11 protein-coding genes are annotated in these 19,691 nt (G+C 59.2%); 4 read left to right on the forward strand and 7 right to left on the reverse strand.

Annotated features, from left to right (window positions below):
• The first annotated feature begins 11 nt into the window (after positions 1-11).
• The gene (locus tag Poly24_RS24390) at positions 12-2,447 is read left to right on the forward strand and encodes an alpha/beta hydrolase family protein (protein WP_145101789.1); all 2,436 of its coding nucleotides are present in this window, start codon (positions 12-14) and stop codon (positions 2,445-2,447) included.
• On the opposite strand, the gene Poly24_RS24395 is transcribed toward Poly24_RS24390, so the two are convergent.
• On the reverse strand, positions 2,444-4,132 hold the full coding sequence (locus Poly24_RS24395) for a serine/threonine-protein kinase (RefSeq protein WP_231753328.1): 1,689 nt from the start codon (positions 4,130-4,132) through the stop codon (positions 2,444-2,446). The genes Poly24_RS24390 and Poly24_RS24395 overlap by 4 nt on opposite strands.
• A 211-nt stretch (positions 4,133-4,343) precedes the next feature.
• Between Poly24_RS24395 and Poly24_RS24400 the strand changes: the two genes are divergently transcribed.
• Positions 4,344-8,612 (forward strand): serine/threonine-protein kinase, encoded by a 4,269-nt coding sequence (locus tag Poly24_RS24400; protein ID WP_145101793.1) that lies wholly within the window; start codon positions 4,344-4,346, stop codon positions 8,610-8,612.
• A 6-nt stretch (positions 8,613-8,618) separates the two neighbouring features.
• On the opposite strand, the gene Poly24_RS24405 is transcribed toward Poly24_RS24400, so the two are convergent.
• Complete coding sequence (locus Poly24_RS24405) at positions 8,619-11,786, reverse strand: NAD(P)-binding protein (RefSeq protein ID WP_145101795.1); 3,168 nt, start codon at positions 11,784-11,786, stop codon at positions 8,619-8,621.
• Positions 11,787-11,928: 142 nt separating this feature from the next.
• Between Poly24_RS24405 and Poly24_RS24410 the strand changes: the two genes are divergently transcribed.
• On the forward strand, positions 11,929-13,248 hold the full coding sequence (locus tag Poly24_RS24410; RefSeq protein WP_145101797.1) for an OmpP1/FadL family transporter: 1,320 nt from the start codon (positions 11,929-11,931) through the stop codon (positions 13,246-13,248).
• 96 nt (positions 13,249-13,344) lie between these two features.
• On the opposite strand, the gene Poly24_RS24415 is transcribed toward Poly24_RS24410, so the two are convergent.
• From Poly24_RS24415 to Poly24_RS24425, 3 genes are all read right to left on the reverse strand, one after another.
• Positions 13,345-14,244, reverse strand: a complete 900-nt coding sequence (locus Poly24_RS24415; protein ID WP_145101799.1) for a hypothetical protein — start codon at positions 14,242-14,244, stop codon at positions 13,345-13,347.
• A gap of 176 nt (positions 14,245-14,420) precedes the next feature.
• Positions 14,421-15,368 (reverse strand): ATP-binding response regulator, encoded by a 948-nt coding sequence (locus tag Poly24_RS24420; RefSeq protein ID WP_145101801.1) that lies wholly within the window; start codon positions 15,366-15,368, stop codon positions 14,421-14,423.
• 82 nt (positions 15,369-15,450) lie between these two features.
• Positions 15,451-16,248, reverse strand: a complete 798-nt coding sequence (locus Poly24_RS24425; RefSeq protein ID WP_145101803.1) for an SDR family NAD(P)-dependent oxidoreductase — start codon at positions 16,246-16,248, stop codon at positions 15,451-15,453.
• 181 nt (positions 16,249-16,429) lie between these two features.
• Here Poly24_RS24425 and Poly24_RS24430 point away from each other — a divergent pair, with 181 nt between their 5' ends.
• Positions 16,430-17,776 (forward strand): phenylacetate--CoA ligase family protein, encoded by a 1,347-nt coding sequence (locus tag Poly24_RS24430; protein WP_231753329.1) that lies wholly within the window; start codon positions 16,430-16,432, stop codon positions 17,774-17,776.
• Here Poly24_RS24430 and Poly24_RS24435 read toward each other — a convergent pair.
• The gene (locus Poly24_RS24435; RefSeq protein WP_231753330.1) at positions 17,773-18,585 is read right to left on the reverse strand and encodes an alpha/beta hydrolase family protein; all 813 of its coding nucleotides are present in this window, start codon (positions 18,583-18,585) and stop codon (positions 17,773-17,775) included. The genes Poly24_RS24430 and Poly24_RS24435 overlap by 4 nt on opposite strands.
• Positions 18,578-19,525 (reverse strand): flotillin-like protein FloA, encoded by a 948-nt coding sequence (floA, locus tag Poly24_RS24440; protein ID WP_231753673.1) that lies wholly within the window; start codon positions 19,523-19,525, stop codon positions 18,578-18,580. The genes Poly24_RS24435 and floA overlap by 8 nt, the downstream gene beginning before the upstream one ends.
• Positions 19,526-19,691 lie beyond the last annotated feature (166 nt).

The following is a 19,691-nucleotide window of genomic DNA, read 5'->3' on the forward strand; positions in this document are numbered from 1 at the left end:
CGAGCCCACCCATGAGCCAACGCCCCGCCGCGCTTCTCATCCTGTTGTCGTTGTTCGGCCACGCTGTTGCCGACGATTCCATCCAAACCCGCCCTCTGAAGCCGACCCCGCAAGATTCCGACGACGCCACAACGAAAGGGCAATGGTCCGATGACGGGCCGCCGCGATTGCTGTCGTTGCCCGCAGATCCCGCTGCGGCGATGGCTGCCGGGATCGACCGCTTCTTGCTGGAAAAGCTATCGGCCGCCGATAACGCCCGGCACCAGTATTGGCGAGATGCCGATGCGGTCGCCAAGAACGTTCCTTTTCTGAGCCGACAACTGGGGCTAGAACCCGAGCGATACCCAACCGATCTTCAATGGGAATCGCCACCGTTGCGAACCAGCGACCGCTTCGAAGTCCATGCTGTCCGCTGGCCCGTCCTCTCCCATCCCGCCCCTCCGAGCGTCACCGAACCGGGCACGCCCGCCGGATTGCAATTGCAGCCATCGCTGTGGGGCGAGGGGCTGCTGTGGCTGCCTCGCAAAGCCAATGGATCCTCCGTCGTAATGCTCTCCCACGACGGCGAACCGTCCTTCTGGTCCGAACCGATCGCCGAGGATCAACGCGTGCGATGCGAGACGCTCGCCGCCCAAGGCTTTACGGTCCTCGAAGTCGCCACGACCGGTCACGACCGGATCCAACATGGCGGGGCCAAATTGCCGCGCCGCGAATACCTCAACCGCGCCGCCTTTGAACTCGGCCGGACTTTGGTCGGCTACGAAATTCAAACCGTCCAATCGGCGATCGATTGGCTGGCCCAGCAACCTGCGGCATCCAAAGCCGACGACGCCCAAGTCATCGTGGCAGGATGGGGCGAAGGAGGCCGCACGGCGCTGATCAGCGCCGCACTCGAACCGCGAATCGACCTGACGATCGTCGCCGGCTACTTCGGCCCGCGTGACCAAGTCTGGCAAGAACCGGCCGACCGCAACGTCTTCGGTCTGCAGAACCGCTTTGCCGACGCAGAACTTGCCGCCGCGATCGCGCCGCGAAAACTGGTCATCCAAACCGAGCCCCGCTTCGCGCTCGAAGAATCGGGGGATGCCGGAGCGAGCCCCGCCTCTTGGCATTCGCCGAGCCAGGCCGAAGCACAACAAGAGTTCGACCGAATCGCAAGCGTGCTGTCGGGAATCGGCCAACCGCTCGAGACGCCAGCACACGCCAAACTGATCTCCGACGAAAAGTCCGATCTACTGAACGACATCATCTGCCCGGCGCTGGACATGCCGGTGGCGCCAGCGGTTGCTGTGAAGTACGCAAAGACCGAGGCCAGCGAAGCGGCGGCGACCGGGAAACGGAGCGCGATCGATCGGCGCGCCCGTCGGTTGGCGATGATCGATCGCCACACCCAAGCGTTGCTGGAGGAGAGCGAATACGAGCGGGGCAAGTTCATGAACTTGGGGCACTCGCGAACGATTGCCAACAATGCTCACAACCAGCTCGACACCTCCTCACCCGCCGCCTATGAAAAGTCGGTGGAGCGGTTCCGCAAGATCTTTCGCGAGCAAGTGGTTGGATGGTACGACCAACCGAAACTGCCCGCCAACCCGCGGTCGCTGAAATCGTATCAAGGAACCGGTTGGACGGGGCACGACGTCGTCTTGGATGTCTTTCCCAACGTGTTTGCCTACGGCGTGCTGTTGGTCCCCAACGACATCCCCGCCGGTGAGCAGCGGCCCGTCGTCGTCTGCCAACATGGACTGGAAGGGCAACCGAGCGATACCTTCGCCAACGACCATCGCGCCTATCACGACTACGCAGCCAAACTGGCCGAAGCCGGCTACATCGTCTTCGCCCCACAGAACCCCTACAAAGGCAAAGACGCATTCCGCACGCTGCAACGCAAATCGTACCCCGTCGGCAAGACGCTGTTTTCGATCATCGCGGCGCAGCATCAACAGATCCTCGACTGGCTGAAAACGATCCCCAGCGTCGATCCCCAGCGGATCGCATTCTACGGATTGTCGTATGGGGGCAAATCGGCGATGCGTTTGCCAGCCCTGCTGCCCGATTATTGCCTGTCGATCTGCAGCGCCGACTTTAACGACTGGGTCTGGAAAAACGCTTCGACGCGCGCCCGGTACAGCTACATCGGAACCGGCGAATACGAGATCTATGAGTTTGGCCTTGGGAAGACCTTTAACTATGCCGAGATGGCGGCACTGATCGCGCCGCGTCCGTTTATGGTCGAACGAGGACACTACGATGGCGTGGGGCCCGACGATCGCGTGGCCAAGGAGTTCGCCAAGGCGAGGTTCCTGTACGCGGCGCGATTGAAATTGCCCGAGCGATGCGAAATCGAATGGTTCGACGGGCCTCACATGATTAATGCCGTTGGCAGCTTTGAATTTCTCGATCGCCATCTACGCAGCGGCGACGTGAAGCCTCCGTCGGCAAACGATTAACTTGGCTCGCGATCGCGTGATGTTTCCAGCAGACGTTCGTTCCGGCGGCGTTGGCGATAGTACTTCAGCCCCGGAAAGAAGAACGATGCGGCGGCGACGACACCGAAGATCAGGTGGGCTTGCGCCGGCCAAACCGCCATCGCGACAGCCGATAATAACAACGCGACGACTTGGATGTAGAATGCCCCGCTGAGCATCGCGGCTTTGACGACAAAGACCATCGCTGCGATCACACCCAGCAGCGGAGTCAGGCTGAGCACGGGCAAGCCCAACTGAGCCTCCATCGGAAAGAGCGCAGCGATTCCCAGCATGCTTGCCGCCCAGACGTGTGCGATCTGGCGTTCGACAAAGGTGACCGGCCCCATCCGTCGCCGCAGGATCCAAAACACCGTGGCCCAAGCGATCCAGCCAGCGGTCCACAGCGCGGCGAAAGCCAGCTGGTTGGTGATTCCGAGGGCTTGCAGACGCCATGTGAGTGCACAGGCGATCAACAACACCAAACTGTGCCACATCCACAACACGCCCCAATTTTCAAGCACCGCCGCATGATGCGTCTCCCGCAACGCGCGGCCAATGACTTGGGCAAATCGGCCACTGCGAGCGGTCACCGGCTCGCTATTCAAGAAGGCGTCCAGATCGTCCGCCAATTCGGCTGCGGTGGAATAGCGGAGATCGGCAGGCTTCTGAAGGCATTTGATCACGATCATTTCTAAATCGCGATCGAGCCCCTGACGCAAGGTGCGCGGGGGCAACGGCTCTTGCTCCAATACCATCATCACCATTTCGACCGCCGAATCGGAGACCAACGGAGGCCGTCCGACCAAGGCGTGGTACAAAACACACCCGAGGCTGTAGACATCGCTGGCTGGCCCGATCGTGCCCCGCCGACCCGCCGCCTGTTCGGGGGACATGTAACACGGAGTGCCCAGGACCGCTCCGCTGCGCGTCACATCGGAGTCGTTGGAGAGTTGTTTCGCCAGCCCAAAATCGCTGACCAACGGTTGACCATGCGAATCGATCAAGATGTTCGAAGGCTTGAGATCGCGATGCAAGACGCCGCGGGAATGGGCAAATTCAACGGCCCGAGCGACCTGGCTGACGATCCGCGCCGCTTCGCGCTGCGGCAGCAAACCGTCGTGGATCCGGTCGGCCAAGGTAGGTCCCGGAACATATTGCATGCTGAAAAACGAACGTCCATCGAATTCATCGACGTCGTAAACCGCAACGATTCCGGGATGTTCCAACTGGGCCGCCGAGAGCGCTTCGGAATCGAACCGAGCTTGATCGGTCTCGCTGGCCAAGCGTCCCTGGGCGATCATCTTGACGGCAACCTCGCGATTCAGGCTGATCTGCCGTGCCCGAAAAACGACTCCCATCCCGCCGCGCCCCACCTCCTGCTGCAATTCATAATCGCCCCATCGCTGCGGCAATTGAAACATTCGCTCGTTGACGACCGCCGCTACGTCCTCGACTGCCGCATCTCGCTGGTACGTTTCCCCGACCGCACCCGCCACGACAATCGCCCCCCAGAGCCGCCGAAGTTCGCTCGCTAGCAAAGGGTGCTGGCGACAAACCTGTTCCAGATCGACGGGGACGTTGCGCGCAACGCGATCGGCTAACTCCGACAATAACTCGGCGAGTTGTTGTTCGCGATCGTCCGACTTTTCGTCCACCGGCTCTGGCACCAAAGCACTTCTCCACACCCCAGGCAGGATTCACGAGCTGCCACCGCATCCCTAATGTAAGGGGGACCCGACTGCCAGTCGAGCACATTAGGGTGGCTGCATCGATTGCTACTAGCGATTGGATCGATGGCGACCTAAAATAACGGCAACGTCCTTTGCGGTTGGACAGCATCCTAATGGGTGGAGGTGTAGAACTCTCAGGAATGTGATCGTGAGTCTTGGAAATATCACCCAACGCGCAAGAGTCGCTTTAACCACGATCCTGACTCAGGTCGATGATGTCAGCGCGACCAATGCCGACCTGCCGGTCATCAGTCCTTCCAATGATGCGATCTCTCAAGTTCTAAGCGAATACCAGGAAGAGACCGACGACGATCAATTGGACTTGCTGACCGATTTGATCATCCAAGACATGAAGCTGGGTTGGCGAAGCGGATGCCGCAAGGACCTGGAATCGTATCTGGTGACTTGGCCCCAGTTGCTGGAACATGCGATCAACATGCAGCGGATGCTTGCTGCGGAGGTAACGTTTCGAGCAGCGTTTGCGGAACCGATCGATCTGGAGTCGGTGAACCAGCGGTTTCCTGACTTTGCCTTCGACAAGGTGGAATTCGAGAGACTCTTGCAATCCGGAAGGTCTCTCGGGAGCGAAGAGAGCTATCAGCGAACGGGCCGATTTTTCCTGTTGCGTGAAATCGGATCGGGTGGAATGGGGGTCGTTTACATGGCGTTCGACCGTCAACGGCGCCAGCGGGTGGCGCTCAAGGTTCTGCCGACGGCCAGTAGTCGCGCGCTGCATTACTTCAAACGTGAATTCCGGTCGTTGTCCGATTTGGTCCATCCCAACTTGGTCGTGCTGTACGAACTGTTCGCCGAAGCGAACAGCTGGTTCTACACGATGGAGTTGATCGACGGACGCGATCTCTGGAAACATCTGGGCGCATCGAAGTTCTTGCCCTTGAATTGTGCACTCGTGTCGACCGATTCGGTAAATCAAACCAAGTCGGAACCCAGCAGCACGCAAGGTCAGGTTTTGCCCCAACCTCGATTTCCCAAAGAGAACGTGGCGCCAACGCCGCCGGCCCCCGCTCGACCACCGCTGGACTACGCGATGTTGCGTCGACTGTTTGCGCAAATTGCCGACGGCGTTGTGGCGCTGCATGCGACGCGAAAACTACACCGCGACCTGAAGCCTTCGAATATCGTCGTCCGGGGCGATGGCAGCTTGGTAATCGTCGATTTTGGACTGGCGATCGCGCTGGACGCTGCGGATGAATTGCAACCCGATGCGTCCGGTACTCGCCCACGGATCGCATCGGCAAATGAAGTCTCCGACCTCCATGCTGCCGGAACGGTCCCCTACATGTCGCCCGAGCAAACGCGCAGCGACAAACTGACTCCGGCAAGCGATTGGTTTTCGGTCGGTGTGATGTTGTGCGAGGCACTCTCGGGACAGACACTTTTCCGCGGGCTGCGGGCCGTAGTTTTGCAGCACAAACGCGAGGCCTATGCAGTTCCGGAGATCCAGTTTCCCGAGGATGTTCCCGAGGATTTGATCCAGCTGGGACTTGCGATGCTCAGCAGCGATCCCGACGCGCGCCCCGACGGCAGCAAAATTCAAGCGGTGCTCAGTGGCAAGGATGTCCAACCAGGCACCGACGCCGCCGAAATCCCGGCACAGCGTCCGTTCGTGGGTCGCAGCGACGACTTGGCAAAACTGGGCAACGGACTCCAGTGGATGTTGCAGGGGAACGCCGTAGTCGCGCACGTCCAGGGAAATTCGGGGTCGGGCAAAAGCCGATTGATCAATTACTTCCTCGAACACACGCAACTGGATGCCGAAGCATGCATCCTCAGCGGCCGCTGTTACGAAGGGGAATCGGTACCTTTTAAAGCGATCGATGCCTTGATCGATGCATTGTGTCGCTATTTAAACCGGCTGCCCGAACATCAGGTGGACGCGTTGTTGCCAAAAAACATCGCGACGCTGTCTCGCATCTTCCCGGCGCTCAATGGTGTTCCGTCGATTGCCCGATCCACGCAACACAACGCGTTTAAATTGGAGGCCCAGGAACAGCGTCGGATCGCGTTCGCCGCGTTTCGCAAACTGTTGGATGCGATCGGCAAAAAATGCCCTTTAGTACTGCATGTCGACGATCTTCATTGGTGCGATCTCGATAGCGCCACGACGTTGACGGAACTGGTCGCTGCCCCCAATCCACCACGTTTGATGCTGCTGATGGGCTATCGCAACGAACGTGTCGAGCACAATCCTTGCTTGCGAATGTTGCGTGAAGTGGGGGATGCCAAGCATCGAATTTCGATTCATGTGAGTGCGTTGTCGCGAGAGGAATCGCTGCAATTGGCGACCGAATTGATGCCTCGGGGGATCTCCGATGCAGCGTCGATTGCCGAAACCATCGTCCGCGAATCACAAGGAATCCCGTTCTTCATTTCGGAACTAGCGCAAAGTCTCGACAACACCAGCACGCGGATCGAAGCCGATTTGGATCAAGTCTTGTTCCAGCGAATCGCTCGTCTCCCCGAGCAGGCACGGACGTTGCTGGAGATCATATCCGTTGCCGCCCAACCGGTCCGAACGCGGGTCGCGCTACAATCGTCGGGCTTGGATAGTTCCCGGGAAAGCCTGCTCGGCCTGCTGCGTTCCGAACGTTTGATTCGAACCACCGGCCGAGACATCGGGGATGACGTCTGCGCCTACCACGATCGGATCCGAGAAGCCGTTGTGGGGAAATTGCCGGCACAGGATCGCATTGGACATCACCTGCGTTTGGCGGAGGCCTTGCGACAGGAATTTGATGCCGATCCCGAACGGATCGGCAATCACTTCGAAGCCGCCGGCCAACCCGCCCAGGCAGGCAGCTACTACGGCGTCGCAGCCGATTTGGCAGCCGACAAATTGGCCTTCAATCGCGCCGTACGTCTGTATCAAAGCAGCATCGCATTGCAAGATTTGTCCCCCGCAGAGGCACGCCCCATCGGGATTCGTTTGGCCGACGCGCTGGCCAACGCGGGACGCGGTGCCGAAGCGGCGCAACAATATCAAGCGGCAATCGATCCCACGGATACGGACGAAGCATTGCAACTGGAACGCAAAGCGGCCTATCAATACTGCATCAGCGGGCACATCCCCGAAGGCCGCGCTGCGCTCGCCAGCGTATTGCAACAAAATGGCATGCGGCTGTCCAAATCGCCGCAACGCGCACTGCTGTCGATGCTCAGCCAGCAAGCCCTGCTACGGATCCGCGGATTGAAATTTCGAACCCGTAACGAAGATCAAATCGATCCCGCCGAACTCACCCAGATCGACGTCGCTTGGGCCGCATCGGCCGGTTTAAGCATGTTTGATGTCGTTGAAGGGGCCAGCTTTCAAACGCGCAATCTACGGATGGCGTTGCGTGTCGGCGAACGCACCCGCCTGGCTCGCGCCTTGGCGTGGGAAGCGGCGCATGTTTCCAATGCCGGGGGACACACCCAAGGCCGCGTCAACAAACTGCTGGGGCTGGCGAAACAACTGGCCTCGGGATCCGACGAGCCCTACGTGCACGTGATCACGGCACTTTCCGACGGTGTCCAGCATTGGACCAACGGGCGTTGGCAAAAATCGTTCGACGCTTTGATCGATGCGGAACATCGTCTGCGAAACGAATGCGCAGGCGTCGCTTGGGAACTAGACACCGCCCACACCTTCATTCTCTGGGGGCAGTTTTATCTAGGACAACTGGACGAACTCTGCACGCGTTCGGACGCCTGGATGACGCAGGCCAAGCAGCGTGGAGACCTGTACGCTGAAACAACCCACGGTTCATTCAGTGTGGCGATGGCGAAACTAGTGCACGACGATCCGGCGGCTGGGCGGATGGCGATCGACGATGCGTTAAACAAATGGGTCTACCCAGGCTTCCATGTCCAGCACAGCATCGCATTGATGGCCAACACCTACATCGACCTCTACTGCGGAAACGGCATCGATGCATGGAACCGTTACCAAAAGCAGTGGCCACAGCTGAAGGCTTCCAATCTACTGCATTTGCAAACCATCCGGATGTTTAACCTGCAACTGCGAGGGCGAGCGATACTCGCGGCGGTGATGCAGCCTAGCAACCGCTTCGCTTGGAACCAAGCCAACGCGATGCTGGCTCGCGTCGAACGCGATGCCTCCAAGATCATCCGGTCGAAGATGCCTTACTGCATCCCGCACGGCAAGCATCTGTTGGCGGGAGTTGCCGCGGCGCGAGGCCACCGAGAGGCTGTAGGCAGATTGCTGGAAGAAGCCGAACGCGGGTATTCGTCGGTCGACATGCGCATGTTTGCCGCGGCAACCCGCTGGCGTCGTGGACAGTTAATCGGCGGCACGCAAGGCGACGATCTGATCCGCACGGCGCAACAGACGATGCAAGCACAGAAGGTTCGAAATCCGGCGGCGTTTTGCGATGCCCTAGCGGTTCGCGTAACCTAACCGCCCTCACGCGCGCCAGACTTCGCGCCCCGCTTGCATTGTGAAGTTGAACTTCACATGCCACGCATTGGCAACATCGCGAGGGAAACTGCCCCAACCAAAATTGGCGAGAAACGGATGCGTGATCGTGTCGATCCCTTCGACTTGATACGAATCCGACAACGAACTGCCTCCCAAAAAGGAAGGCTTTGCGTCGGCTTCCACGATCGCTTGATAACACGCCTGATTGCCCATCCCGGCGTCGCGAAACTGCTTTAAGAAGACGCCGGTCAAATCGGTTAGGCTCAATAACGTGTCGACATCCAACACGAACGCACCGTCGTTGCAGTTGAGCGTTTCGGAATCGCCAAGCACCTTCCGCTTCATGTCGTCCACCAGGTCGGCGGCTTGAGTCTTATCGAACTGCTGGCCCGCAGGGAGCGCCGCCCCTGAGGCCGGGCGAATTTTCAACAGCTCCAAACGACGGACCTCCGCGGCAGGGTCGGCGGCTTCGACGGCTAATGTCTTGACGCCGAAAGCCGTCTGATCGGTCCCGAAGCCGGGAATCGTCACGTCGGCCAAGGCTTTGGGGTAGCCATAGACCTCACGTCCGCTGGTCAACGCCCAAGCCTGGTCGACCATGATGTAGGGTTGATACCAGACGATCGCGCGCGGCCAAGGGATTCCGGTGGAGGTGCTTTCCATGGCGATCAACGGAATCCAGATCGAGAAGTTTTTCTCCGGCAACCAACCGTATTCGCTCGCTGGCGGCACCGAGGGCCGCGATCGCGCGATGTTCGAAAAGACCATCATGACGCTCGAAAACGGTGCGACATAAGAGAGTCGCCCACCGGTCGGATCATTCAAGTGCGCATCGCATAACCGCTGCAATGCGGACGCAGGAGCTGACAGATGAAACGCAAACGCGTCGACGGTTTTGAATTCGAATGGAGCGGGAAACGATTGATCCCCGCCGCGCTCGACATACAACGGCAGCGACGGCGTTGGCAGCGGAGCAGGGGGAGGCGGTGGGCAACAGATCCGACACAACTTGCGAACCCAAGCCAGCAGGGGCGAGAAGATCGCCATCAGCGTCATAAAACATCCGCTGGTCCGCGAACAGAAATCGAACTCCCCCGAGATCTCCACCGGATGCCCGCAGATCGCGCGCGCCGCCATCAGCCCGCCATTGGTTGCACTTTCGATGCAGCCGACATTCAGGCCGGTACGAATCCAATCCCCCGCTAACACGACGTTGCCAAAGCCCGAATCTCCGGCACCGACGCGGTACTGTGTCGTTCCGGCTAACGATTGAATGTAGCGATCGGTCGGATTGACGTTGGCACACCAGAACTGAGCGTCGAAACGGTCCTTGCCGACCGAATCGGGAGACTGCAGATCGACCAACCGATCCCAACGGAACTCACCCTCGGCGGTATAGCTGTCGGTCCAGATCGGTTTCATTCCCGTCTTCCCGCCGAGAAATTCGTCGCGCCGCGAACGCTTCACCCACTCGGTTCGATCGACCGGATACGCAGGATTCGGACCAACCGGTGGCGGATCAACCGGTTCGGGTAGCGTCCGCGAGAAATACGCGATCGATTTGACCGTCTGCGGTGGGAAACTTTCGACCGCTTCGAGATGGCTGAAATCGGCCCAACTGTCGAGATAAGAATCGAGGATCGTGGCGTCCCCCTGCCAACCCAGCCCATGCCGATCCTCGGACATCCACAACTGGAACGACTGGGTCCCAATGGTCGGCATCCCCAGCACCATCTTCCGCAGGTTGGGGCTGTTTTCGATCAGCTCTTGGCAATGCAGTGGCAGGGCCCCCAGCGCGACAGCCAGCACAACCTTGTCAAAATCGGTGCCATGCCGCAGCTGCAACTTCTCCTGGCTGGCCCATGGCGAATAAGCTGACTCCAGCGGTTCAAGCCCCGGATGCTCTTCAGCCAACGCCTGGATCGCTTGCTGTTGCGACAGCGGAATCTGCCGCGTTCCATCGTCGCGCTGATACATCGGTTCAGACGGCCAACAGGGAACGCCTTTGACCCAGGTCAGCGGATCGTATTGCGGCACCTCGAGATCGACCTGGCGATCGACCGAGATCGAAGCGACGTGCGACTTGTCCGACGATAGCGACATCGTGTCCAAGCGATGGAAGAACTTGAACTCCACGCCGCGGTTCTTGAGCATCAGATACAGCGGGGAAAAGATGATATCCCCCATCCCCGCTCGCATCTTGTAGATCAGCGACCCTTCATAGGTCAGCACCCAACGCAACATAAACCGCGTGGCGACGCCGGCGGCATAACTGGGCTTATCGTCCTCGCCGCGGTGGTACCCAAACACGATCTCGTAGGCCGCCCGAACCGGCGCCGAATCGCAGGCCTGGCGACTGGCACCGTGCTGTCGCAGCCAGCCTCGAAAGTCGTGCTGATCGAGGACGTCAAACGACGTATGGCCTTCCAACAGAACATCGCGCAACACGCCTTTGGCTAGCGTGATCGCCAATTCGATCAGGATCGCTCGCCGTCGCTGCTCCGGCGTCTGATCCTCCGCGATCCAACTGCGTTTACTATCGATCTGCAGCGATTCGAGTGACTGCAAAACCGCTCGATAATCCTGTTTACAGTTCTGGCACTCCGAATCGTTCAGCCGCTCTTTCACCTGGCGAACCTGGTCCAGTCGTTCCGGCGACATCCGATCCAACGGCACCTGTTGCAGTTTGTCCATCAATTCCAACAACCGGCGAACCGCTCCGGCAACGCTGATGCATTGCGATTGCTGGCCCGGAAACTTGTCGGTCGACGGCATCGTAATCGACCATGGATCCCAGCTGCCCGCCCCGTCGGGCTCCATCATCGTGATCAGGTCTTGAGGATCAAACGCATCTTCGACAGTTTGAAACGGCGATTCGGGAGTTAGATTCGCGCTGCGGCATTCGTCGTAACAGGTCCGCATGACGCGGAAGGCGTTCTCGTAGCAGCCCAGCCAAATGTGCAGCCCATGCTCCTCGATGCGATCATGCTGTTGGCGGTTGCGACCGCTCGCTCCCTTCCCCCCCAGACGCCACCCCATCTGGTAGACAGTCACCTCATAGCGGGTGGAAAGCGAAGGGTCGGTCAACGCATAGGCGGCGGTAAGCCCCGCGATCCCACCACCAAAAACGGCAATCTTTTCCGATTGTGACATGCTTTAATCCTAAAAAGGCAACGTTTCCATGCCATCGCGCCAATAGCGATCATCGAACCAAGCGCTGCTACCGAAACAACCAGAGGAAGGGGATGGGAACATCCCCCCCGCAATAGGCTCCGCTTTTTATAGTAGGCATTCGATGCAAAATCAAATTACTTCTCGGATACTTGCCACCGCCTTGGCATGCCTCGTCACGGGTTCGAGCTTCGCTCAAGGGATCGTGCTACCGGGTGCCGGCCCGATAAACCGCTCGATGGGAGGTGCATCAACAGCAGCCCCGATCGATGCAGCCGGAGCCTTGTTATGGAATCCAGGCTCGATCACTGGCTTGGGCGGTTCGCAGATGATGTTTGGAGCGGAATTCCTGTACACGCGGACGACACTCGATTCGTCGCTGCCCGCCGATGCATTCGGCCCCGGCGTTCCTGGAGGTCCCGTGTCAGGATCCAGCGACAGCCATTCGGGAGTCCCGGTGCTGCCGACGATCGCTCTGGTGTATTCGAATCCTGATTCGGATTTCGCCTACGGCTTAGGTGTTTTCACCATCGGCGGCTTCGGAGTGAACTATGCTGCCAGCGGAACCAATCCATTACTGACAGCTCAGCCCCCCAACGGCTTTGGAATCGGCAACGCGTATTCGCGGCTGAACCTGTTGCAGATCGCACCCACCGTTGCGGTCCAATTGGTCGATGGGTTATCGATCGGTTTTGCTCCCACCGTCACGATGGGCGATCTCGCCTTGGCCCCCGCTCTGTTCGCCGCTCCCGACAACGCCGACGGTGGCCTGCCGACCTATTCCGACGCCCAGAACGGCCGCTGGCGGTACGCGCTCGGCTTCCAAGTCGGCGTTTATCTGGAAACAATGTCGGGCTGGAACTTTGGCCTCTCTTTCAAGAGCAAGCAATGGTTTGAAGAATTTGAATTCCAATCGGCCGGAGAGACCGGGGCGCCGCGGACACTCACCGCCAACCCGGAATATCCGATGATCATCAGCCTCGGAACCTCGTTTACCGGATTTGAAGGTTGGGTCAGCGCGGTCGACGTCCGCTACATCGACTACGCCAACGCATCGGTCTTCGGCGACGATGCGGCATTCCAAGCCGATGGCTCGGTGCCGGGCCTTGGTTGGGACAGCACCGTCGGGGTCGCTCTTGGCCTGCAACGCGAGTTCCAAAACGGCGTCAGCTTGCGAGCCGGATACGACTTTGGCCAGTCGCCGATCTCCAACGATAAGACCGGATTCAACGTCCTGTCGTCAGCGCTTTGGAATCACGCAGTCACCACCGGAGCGACGCTGCCGGTCAACCACGCGTTATCGATGTCGCTGGCTTATGTTCACGTCTTCGAGGCTTCCAGCAGCGGCGCGATCCAAACTCCTGCGGGTCCGGTCCCTGGATCTTCGGTTGAGATCACCCAGGTCAGCGATACGCTGTCGATGGGCTTTGACGTGAAATTTTAAGCGACTGCCGTAACGTGGCCCCAAACATCGAGCGGGTTCTCGACAAGCGGAACGCCATTCCCGTGGATGCGGCGGCACGAGTTCGTGTCAGCCGATTCAGGGGCGACGCGGGACAAACTTTTCCGCTTTCACACGAATCGCCATCTGCTGCCGCTCGTGCAACTCAATGACGATGTCGGTGCCCAGCACGTTCGCCGTCACGGTTCCCTTCGCCGAAAACCACTCGTGCGCGGTGGTAACGCGGTCGCTTCGCGTATCAAAAACGATCTGTCCGTCCGCTCGTTCGGTAGCAAATTTGGCGTCGCGAACTTGCAACGCCGTCGCCGGCTTTGCGTCGTTCGCAGCATTGCCGGGTGGTAGATATTGCAACTGACGAACAAAACCGAAGCCCTGCAGGTTCCCTCTCCGCTTGCCACGCTGGAACCGCGTATCGCCATACCAACTGCCTAAGCTTCCCCAATCGTGCCGCGTCGGTTGGTCGAAAGGCTTCGCCCCCGGAGAATCCTTGGGGGGCTGAAAAAGAGTCAACTGAGCCAACTCTTTCCATCCATCTTCATCGATCACGTTGGAAACCAACATTCCCGTGATGTCCTCCGCGGCGACGTTCACAGGATCCTGCCTGTTAACATATCCGGTGAATTGAAAGATCGAGCCGTCGGCCGCTACACGATACTTCAACTGACGTCCTTTCAGTTGTGCAAGGGCGTCGGCAAAAACCGTATGCGACAACGGGTCAGCCGCAATCAGTGTTGCATCGCGGATCTCTTGCACGACCGACTGATTCCCTGCTGCGTCGGGTTCATACAGCTGAAACCAGGAAACGATTTGATAGTGCAGTTGCTGGGAGATCTCGATTCCCTGCATCCGAAACTGCGGTTGCCGCTGGACTTCCAACTCTTGATAAAAGGCCTCGCGCACTTTGCCTTCGGTCTCGTCGGCCGCATCGATCCGAAAGGCAAGCAAGAGAACCAACATCGTGGTGAAGAAGCGAAGCATCGCGCGGTCCCAGCAGAGAGAAGAAATGGCCCCGCATCCAAGTCTACCCGATGCCGCGGCGATCTCGTTAACGAATTCCAAGACAATCGGGCGGCGAAACGCACCAAGCCGTACCCCGGTCTCACGGAACTCCATCTGCGGCTTCGGTCCAACGCAATGACCAGCGTCCGGCGCGATCAGTCGTCGCATTCGTCGTCGTCATCATCATCGTCGTCGATCGCATCGGGATCGACACGACACTTGACCATCGTGATCTGATTGCCCACCTCGTTGTGTTCCACTTCATCCATAAACGAACGAATCAGCAGCAGGCCGCGCCCACTGACCGCTTCCCAGTTTTCAGGGTCGGTGGGATCGGGAAGCTTGCTGACGTCGAACCCTGGCCCTTGGTCGGTGATCACGAAAACCGCCTGTTCGGGGTTTGCCGTCAACTTCACAAAGACACGACGCGACGCGTAGTGCTCCTCTTTCAAGCGGGCTTGAATCATATCGATGTACGCTTGGCCGCAATCTTGATCGCGAAGCGAGCTGGGAACTTCCAAGTTTCCATGGATCATGGCGTTCCGCAACGCTTCATCAAGCGCGATGCCAATGTGCATCCGCGTTGCTTCGGTGACGATCCCCAGTTCCACTAACGGAGCCTCCAGCCGCGACAGGATCTGCGACAGCAGCGAATCGTCGTTGTTCAATTCCAGTTCGATCGCCACGGTACGGATGTACTTGGCGAACGACAGTCGCTGCCGCTCCGAATCGGCGACTGCCAGGGTGCGTTCGATCGTGTCGGCGAGATCTTTGGCGAGATTTCGTTTGGGGACATAGCTAGCCGCCCCCGCTTGCAACGCTTCGACCGCCAGTTCTTCGCTTCCGCGCGACGTCGTCAGCACGACGGGCAACTGCGGCGACTCCAGATTCAACATCATCACCAGATCCAGCCCCGACATCCCGGGCATCTCGAGATCGGTGACGACCAGATCAGGCGTATGTTCGCGGGCGATCGTAAGGGCGTGTTCGCCATCGTCGGCGGTCAGCGTTCGATAGCCCGCCTTCTCCAGCAGCATCCGCATCTGAGCCAATTGGGTCGCGCTGTCGTCAACGACCAAAATTAGGCGAGGTTCATCGGACATAGGGTCTGCTGTGGTCGGGGTGTTACGAAAAGGGAGCCGACAAGATACGCGTCGCGGCCGACGCGGGAACTGCCAATTTGAACTAGACGGACTGCGGAGTTTCTTCGACGCGGAACATATCCCGCCACGGTAGCTGGATGCCACCGTCGATCGTCAGCGTGCTGCCGGTGATGTATTCGCTGGCCGGATCGCTCAAGAAGACGACGCCGCGGCCGATCTCTTGAGGTTGCCCCAAGCGGCCCCACGGCAGCTCGGCCCCTTTTTCTTCGAGCGTCTGCTCGCTGAAGAACTTTCGTTCCCCCGGCGTATCGATCCAGCCGGGATGCAGGATGTTGACCCGGATCCGGTATTGGGCCAATTCGACAGCCGCGGTTCGCGCCATTTGATCGATCGCGGCTTTGGCCATGTTGTACGCCATCGCGCCGGGCATCGCCTGGACCGCGTGCGGCGAACTGACGATGACGATGCTCCCCTGCGTGCCGGCATCGATCATCTTCAAACTGGCAGCCCGAAGCAGGTAGAACGGGCCCCACATTGTGACATCGATCGTTCGTCGGAAACCATCCAGGTTGGCGCGATAGAAAAGTTCGCGATCGCTGTACGCGGCATTGGAAACCACGATCTCCAGTCCGCCCATCCGATCCCAAGCTTCGGCGACCAGCCGTTCACAATCGGCTTGTTCGCCGGTGTCCGCTTGAACGCTTTCGGCGCGGACGCCAAATTCGCGACAGCGTTTGCATATCGTTTCGGCCTCGTCGGCGTTGCTGAAGTAGTTGATCACGACATCCGCCCCAGCCCGCGCTAGTTCGATGGCCGCTCCCGCCCCAATGCCACGACTCGCTCCGCTGATCAATGCACGTTTGCCAGACAAATTACTCAACGCTGTTTCCTTCAATGGATCGATAGTGATCGGTAAATCCAGGCTCCGCGGCGATGCAAAACATGCCGACCGAGAGCCAAGTGCCTGATTGAAATCATGTCGAATCGAATCGCTCGTGAAAAGAGAGCTACCCGTTCAGCGACCCTGAATCGACCAAAGACTTTAGATTCCACACACTATTATGCCCCAATTGGGCTATATCACAAGCTTGTTCAACGCCAACTTTACTTGTATCGTTGCGATCATGCTTACCTACGACGCACACGATCGGTTTTCGTTTACGCAGCTCCCTCGGGACCTCTTGGAAGCGGTTCAGCTGGAGCGGTTCAACCGTCTGGTCGAGACCATTCTACCGCACAATGCGTTTCATGCCGAACGATTGGTCGACATCCCATTCCCACTGCGGTCACTCGGCGAACTGCGGCAACTGCCGACGCTTACCAAAGCCGACCTGATCGCGGCGGGAGACACCTTTCCGCCGCGGTTCCATACCTTCGATGCATCGCGTTACATCCGCCTGCACCGAACCAGCGGAACGACCGGTCGACCGCTGCCGCTGTTGGATACCGCCGACGATTGGCAGTGGTGGATCGACACCTGGCAGTTCGTGCTCGATGCTGCCGATGTGACGTCCGACGACCGAGCGTTCATGGCGTTTTCTTTTGGCCCCTTCATCGGTTTCTGGAGTGCCAACGACGCGCTGGCGGCCCGCGGCGCGATGGTGATTCCCGGCGGTGGGCTTTCGACGGCAGCGCGGTTGACGTTGCTGCAAGATTCCGATGCCACGATCCTCTGCTGCACGCCGACCTACGCGCTCCACATGGCCGATGTGGCGAAAGCCGAAGAGATCCCCATCGAATCATCTTCGATCCGTTGCGTGATCGTGGCCGGCGAACCGGGAGGATCGATTCCCGAGGTCCGCCAGCGGATCGAAGCGGCTTGGGGCGCCAAGGTGATCGACCACAGCGGGGCGACGGAAATCGGTCCCTGGGGCGTCGGGACGACCGACGGTACTTCGTTACAAGTGATCGAATCAGAATTCATCGCCGAGTTTCTTTTGAAAGATGGAACTCCGGCGGACGAGGGCCAGCTGAGCGAATTGGTGCTGACCAATCTGGGCCGCATCGGCGCGCCGATGATCCGCTACCGAACCGGCGATCTCGTGCGGCCGCACTGGGAGCACCAGGACACGTGTCGGTTCATCCGCCTGCAAGGTGGCGTGTTGGGACGGGCCGACGACATGGTGGTCGTCCGCGGCGTGAATGTCTTCCCCAGCAGCATCGAACGAGTGATCCGCAGCTTCCCCGAACTTGGCGAATTTCGGATCCTGCTGAGCAAACAAGGACAGATGGATCAGGTGCGTGTCGAGGTCGAAGACCCGCAGAACGATCCCCAGCGGATCGGCAAACAATTCGAAGCGACGATCGGATTGCGGATCGACGTGAAAATTGTCCCACCCGATTCGCTGCCCCGCTTCGAAGCCAAGGCGAGGCGGGTGATCGACAACCGCAAAAGCTTGCAGTCTTAATCCGCGTGGCGTTCAATCCAACCGGCGATCACGGTGGCGACAAATTCCAAGTCGCGCGAATCCTTCAACAGCAAATGATCCGATCCGGGCAGCGTGATTAGGCTCCGCGACTTCGCCGGCCCGTCGGCCTCGCCGTCGTGTCGCGGCACGATACGCGAAGTGCTTTCGTAGCCCACCGTTTCGTCGTCCGGTGAATGTAGCGCGAGTATCGGCTTGCGGATCGCAGCGATGGTTGATTCCAGATCGTACCGACGCCATTGATCTAAAGTCGCTTTGCGGATCGTGAACGACCGCCCACCGATCGTCACTTGCCCCACGCCGTCGACGTCAATCGCAGGATTCATCCGCAGCATCGTATCGGCCAGATGCCAGGTGTCGCTGGGAGCGGCGATGCTGACGGTCCCGCGAATGGAATCCAATGCATCGGTCAGTGCCAACGATGCCGCCCCGCCAAAACTGTGCCCAATCAGAAACGCAGGTTGATCGAATTGAGTATCAAAATATGCGACGGCGGCTCGCAGGTCGGCAAGGTTGGTTTCGAAGTTGGTCTGGGCAAAGTCCCCTTGGCTGTCGCCAATCCCCGTCATATCGAACCGCAACACGATGATCCCACGCTGCGCCAACAGACGACTTAACCGGACGATCGTCTTGAGATCCTTACCGCAGGTGAAACAGTGCGAGAACGTGGCCCGAGCGATCGCCGGAACCGTAGGCATCTCGATGATCCCGGCCAGCGGGAAGCCGCTGCCGCCGGGAAATTCGACGCGTTGGCTGCGCCGGGTCGCGACGTGGTCCGCAGGCTCAGACACGACCATTACTCTCGTTGACGTTGATCCGGCCACCGCGGAACGCTTCGGCCATCGCCTGCGGCACTTCGGCTTCGGAGAGGACCAAGCGGGCACGATTTTCGGCGACCTTCGCCTTGTTCTCCTGCTCGACCGCTACCGCCTCGGCGCGGCGACGTTCCGCGTTAGCACGCGCCACACGCGTGTCGGCTTCCGCCTGATCGGCCTGCAAGCGAGCGCCGATGTTCTCGCCGACGTCGATGTCGGCGATATCGATCGAGACGATTTCGAACGCGGTGTGCGCGTCGAGACCACGGCTGAGCACAGCCCGTGTGATCAGATCGGGATTCTCCAAAACCATCGAGTGCGACTTGGACGATCCCAACGAACTGATGATGCTTTCGCCCACCCGCGCGATGATCGTCTCTTCGGTCGCACCGCCGATCAACTGTTCCAGATTGGTCCGGACGGTGACGCGCGCTCGAACTCGCAATTCGACCCCGTCCATCGAGATCGCACTCAGGGTGGTCTTGCCACTGCGCTTGGGATCGGGGCAATCGATAACCTTCGGGTAGACGCTGGTGCGAACCGCATCCAAGACGTCACGGCCGGCCAAGTCGATTGCCGCCGCTTGATCGAAGACCAACGGGATGTTCGCCCGGTGAGCGGCGATGATCGCATTGATGATGTTCATCACATTGCCGCCGGCCAGATAATGTGCCTCCAAACGACGGGTGCTGATGCCGCTGCGAGGGCTGATATCGAGGCCTGCCTGAGCTGCCATCACCTTGGCGGTAACAATTGTCGATGCATGGACCTTGCAGAAATGCATCCGCAACAGCGAGGTGATGCTGACGTCGGCACCACTCATCCACGCCTGGAACCACAGCTTGCCGTACCGCAACCCAAAAAAGGCGGCGATTAGACCGAAGAACATGCAAAAGACGACGAAACCGAGGAACAATGCAGCTTCGGTTGTGATGCCTAGCAGGTCGAAATGTGAAAACACGGTTAAACACCTTGGTTTTATAGCGTATTGCCTTTGCCAAAACTCATTATCCACAACATCATAGAGGTATGTCAGGTCGACGCAACCGTTTTCACTGGACGCGGACTGACGGGCAGCCCGT

This window comes from Rosistilla carotiformis, from assembly GCF_007753095.1.
GTDB lineage: Bacteria > Planctomycetota > Planctomycetia > Pirellulales > Pirellulaceae > Rosistilla > Rosistilla carotiformis.

Excerpts from the sequence above, each read along its gene's own strand:
- Poly24_RS24415 (WP_145101799.1), bottom strand. The coding sequence starts at position 14,244 with ATGCTTCGCTTCTTCACCACGATGTTGGTTCTCTTGCTTGCCTTTCGG.
- Poly24_RS24410 (WP_145101797.1), top strand. The coding sequence starts at position 11,929 with ATGCAAAATCAAATTACTTCTCGGATACTTGCCACCGCCTTGGCATGC.
- Poly24_RS24430 (WP_231753329.1), top strand. The coding sequence starts at position 16,430 with ATGCCCCAATTGGGCTATATCACAAGCTTGTTCAACGCCAACTTTACT.
- Poly24_RS24420 (WP_145101801.1), bottom strand. The coding sequence starts at position 15,368 with ATGTCCGATGAACCTCGCCTAATTTTGGTCGTTGACGACAGCGCGACC.
- Poly24_RS24405 (WP_145101795.1), bottom strand. The coding sequence starts at position 11,786 with ATGTCACAATCGGAAAAGATTGCCGTTTTTGGTGGTGGGATCGCGGGG.
- Poly24_RS24390 (WP_145101789.1), top strand. The coding sequence starts at position 12 with ATGAGCCAACGCCCCGCCGCGCTTCTCATCCTGTTGTCGTTGTTCGGC.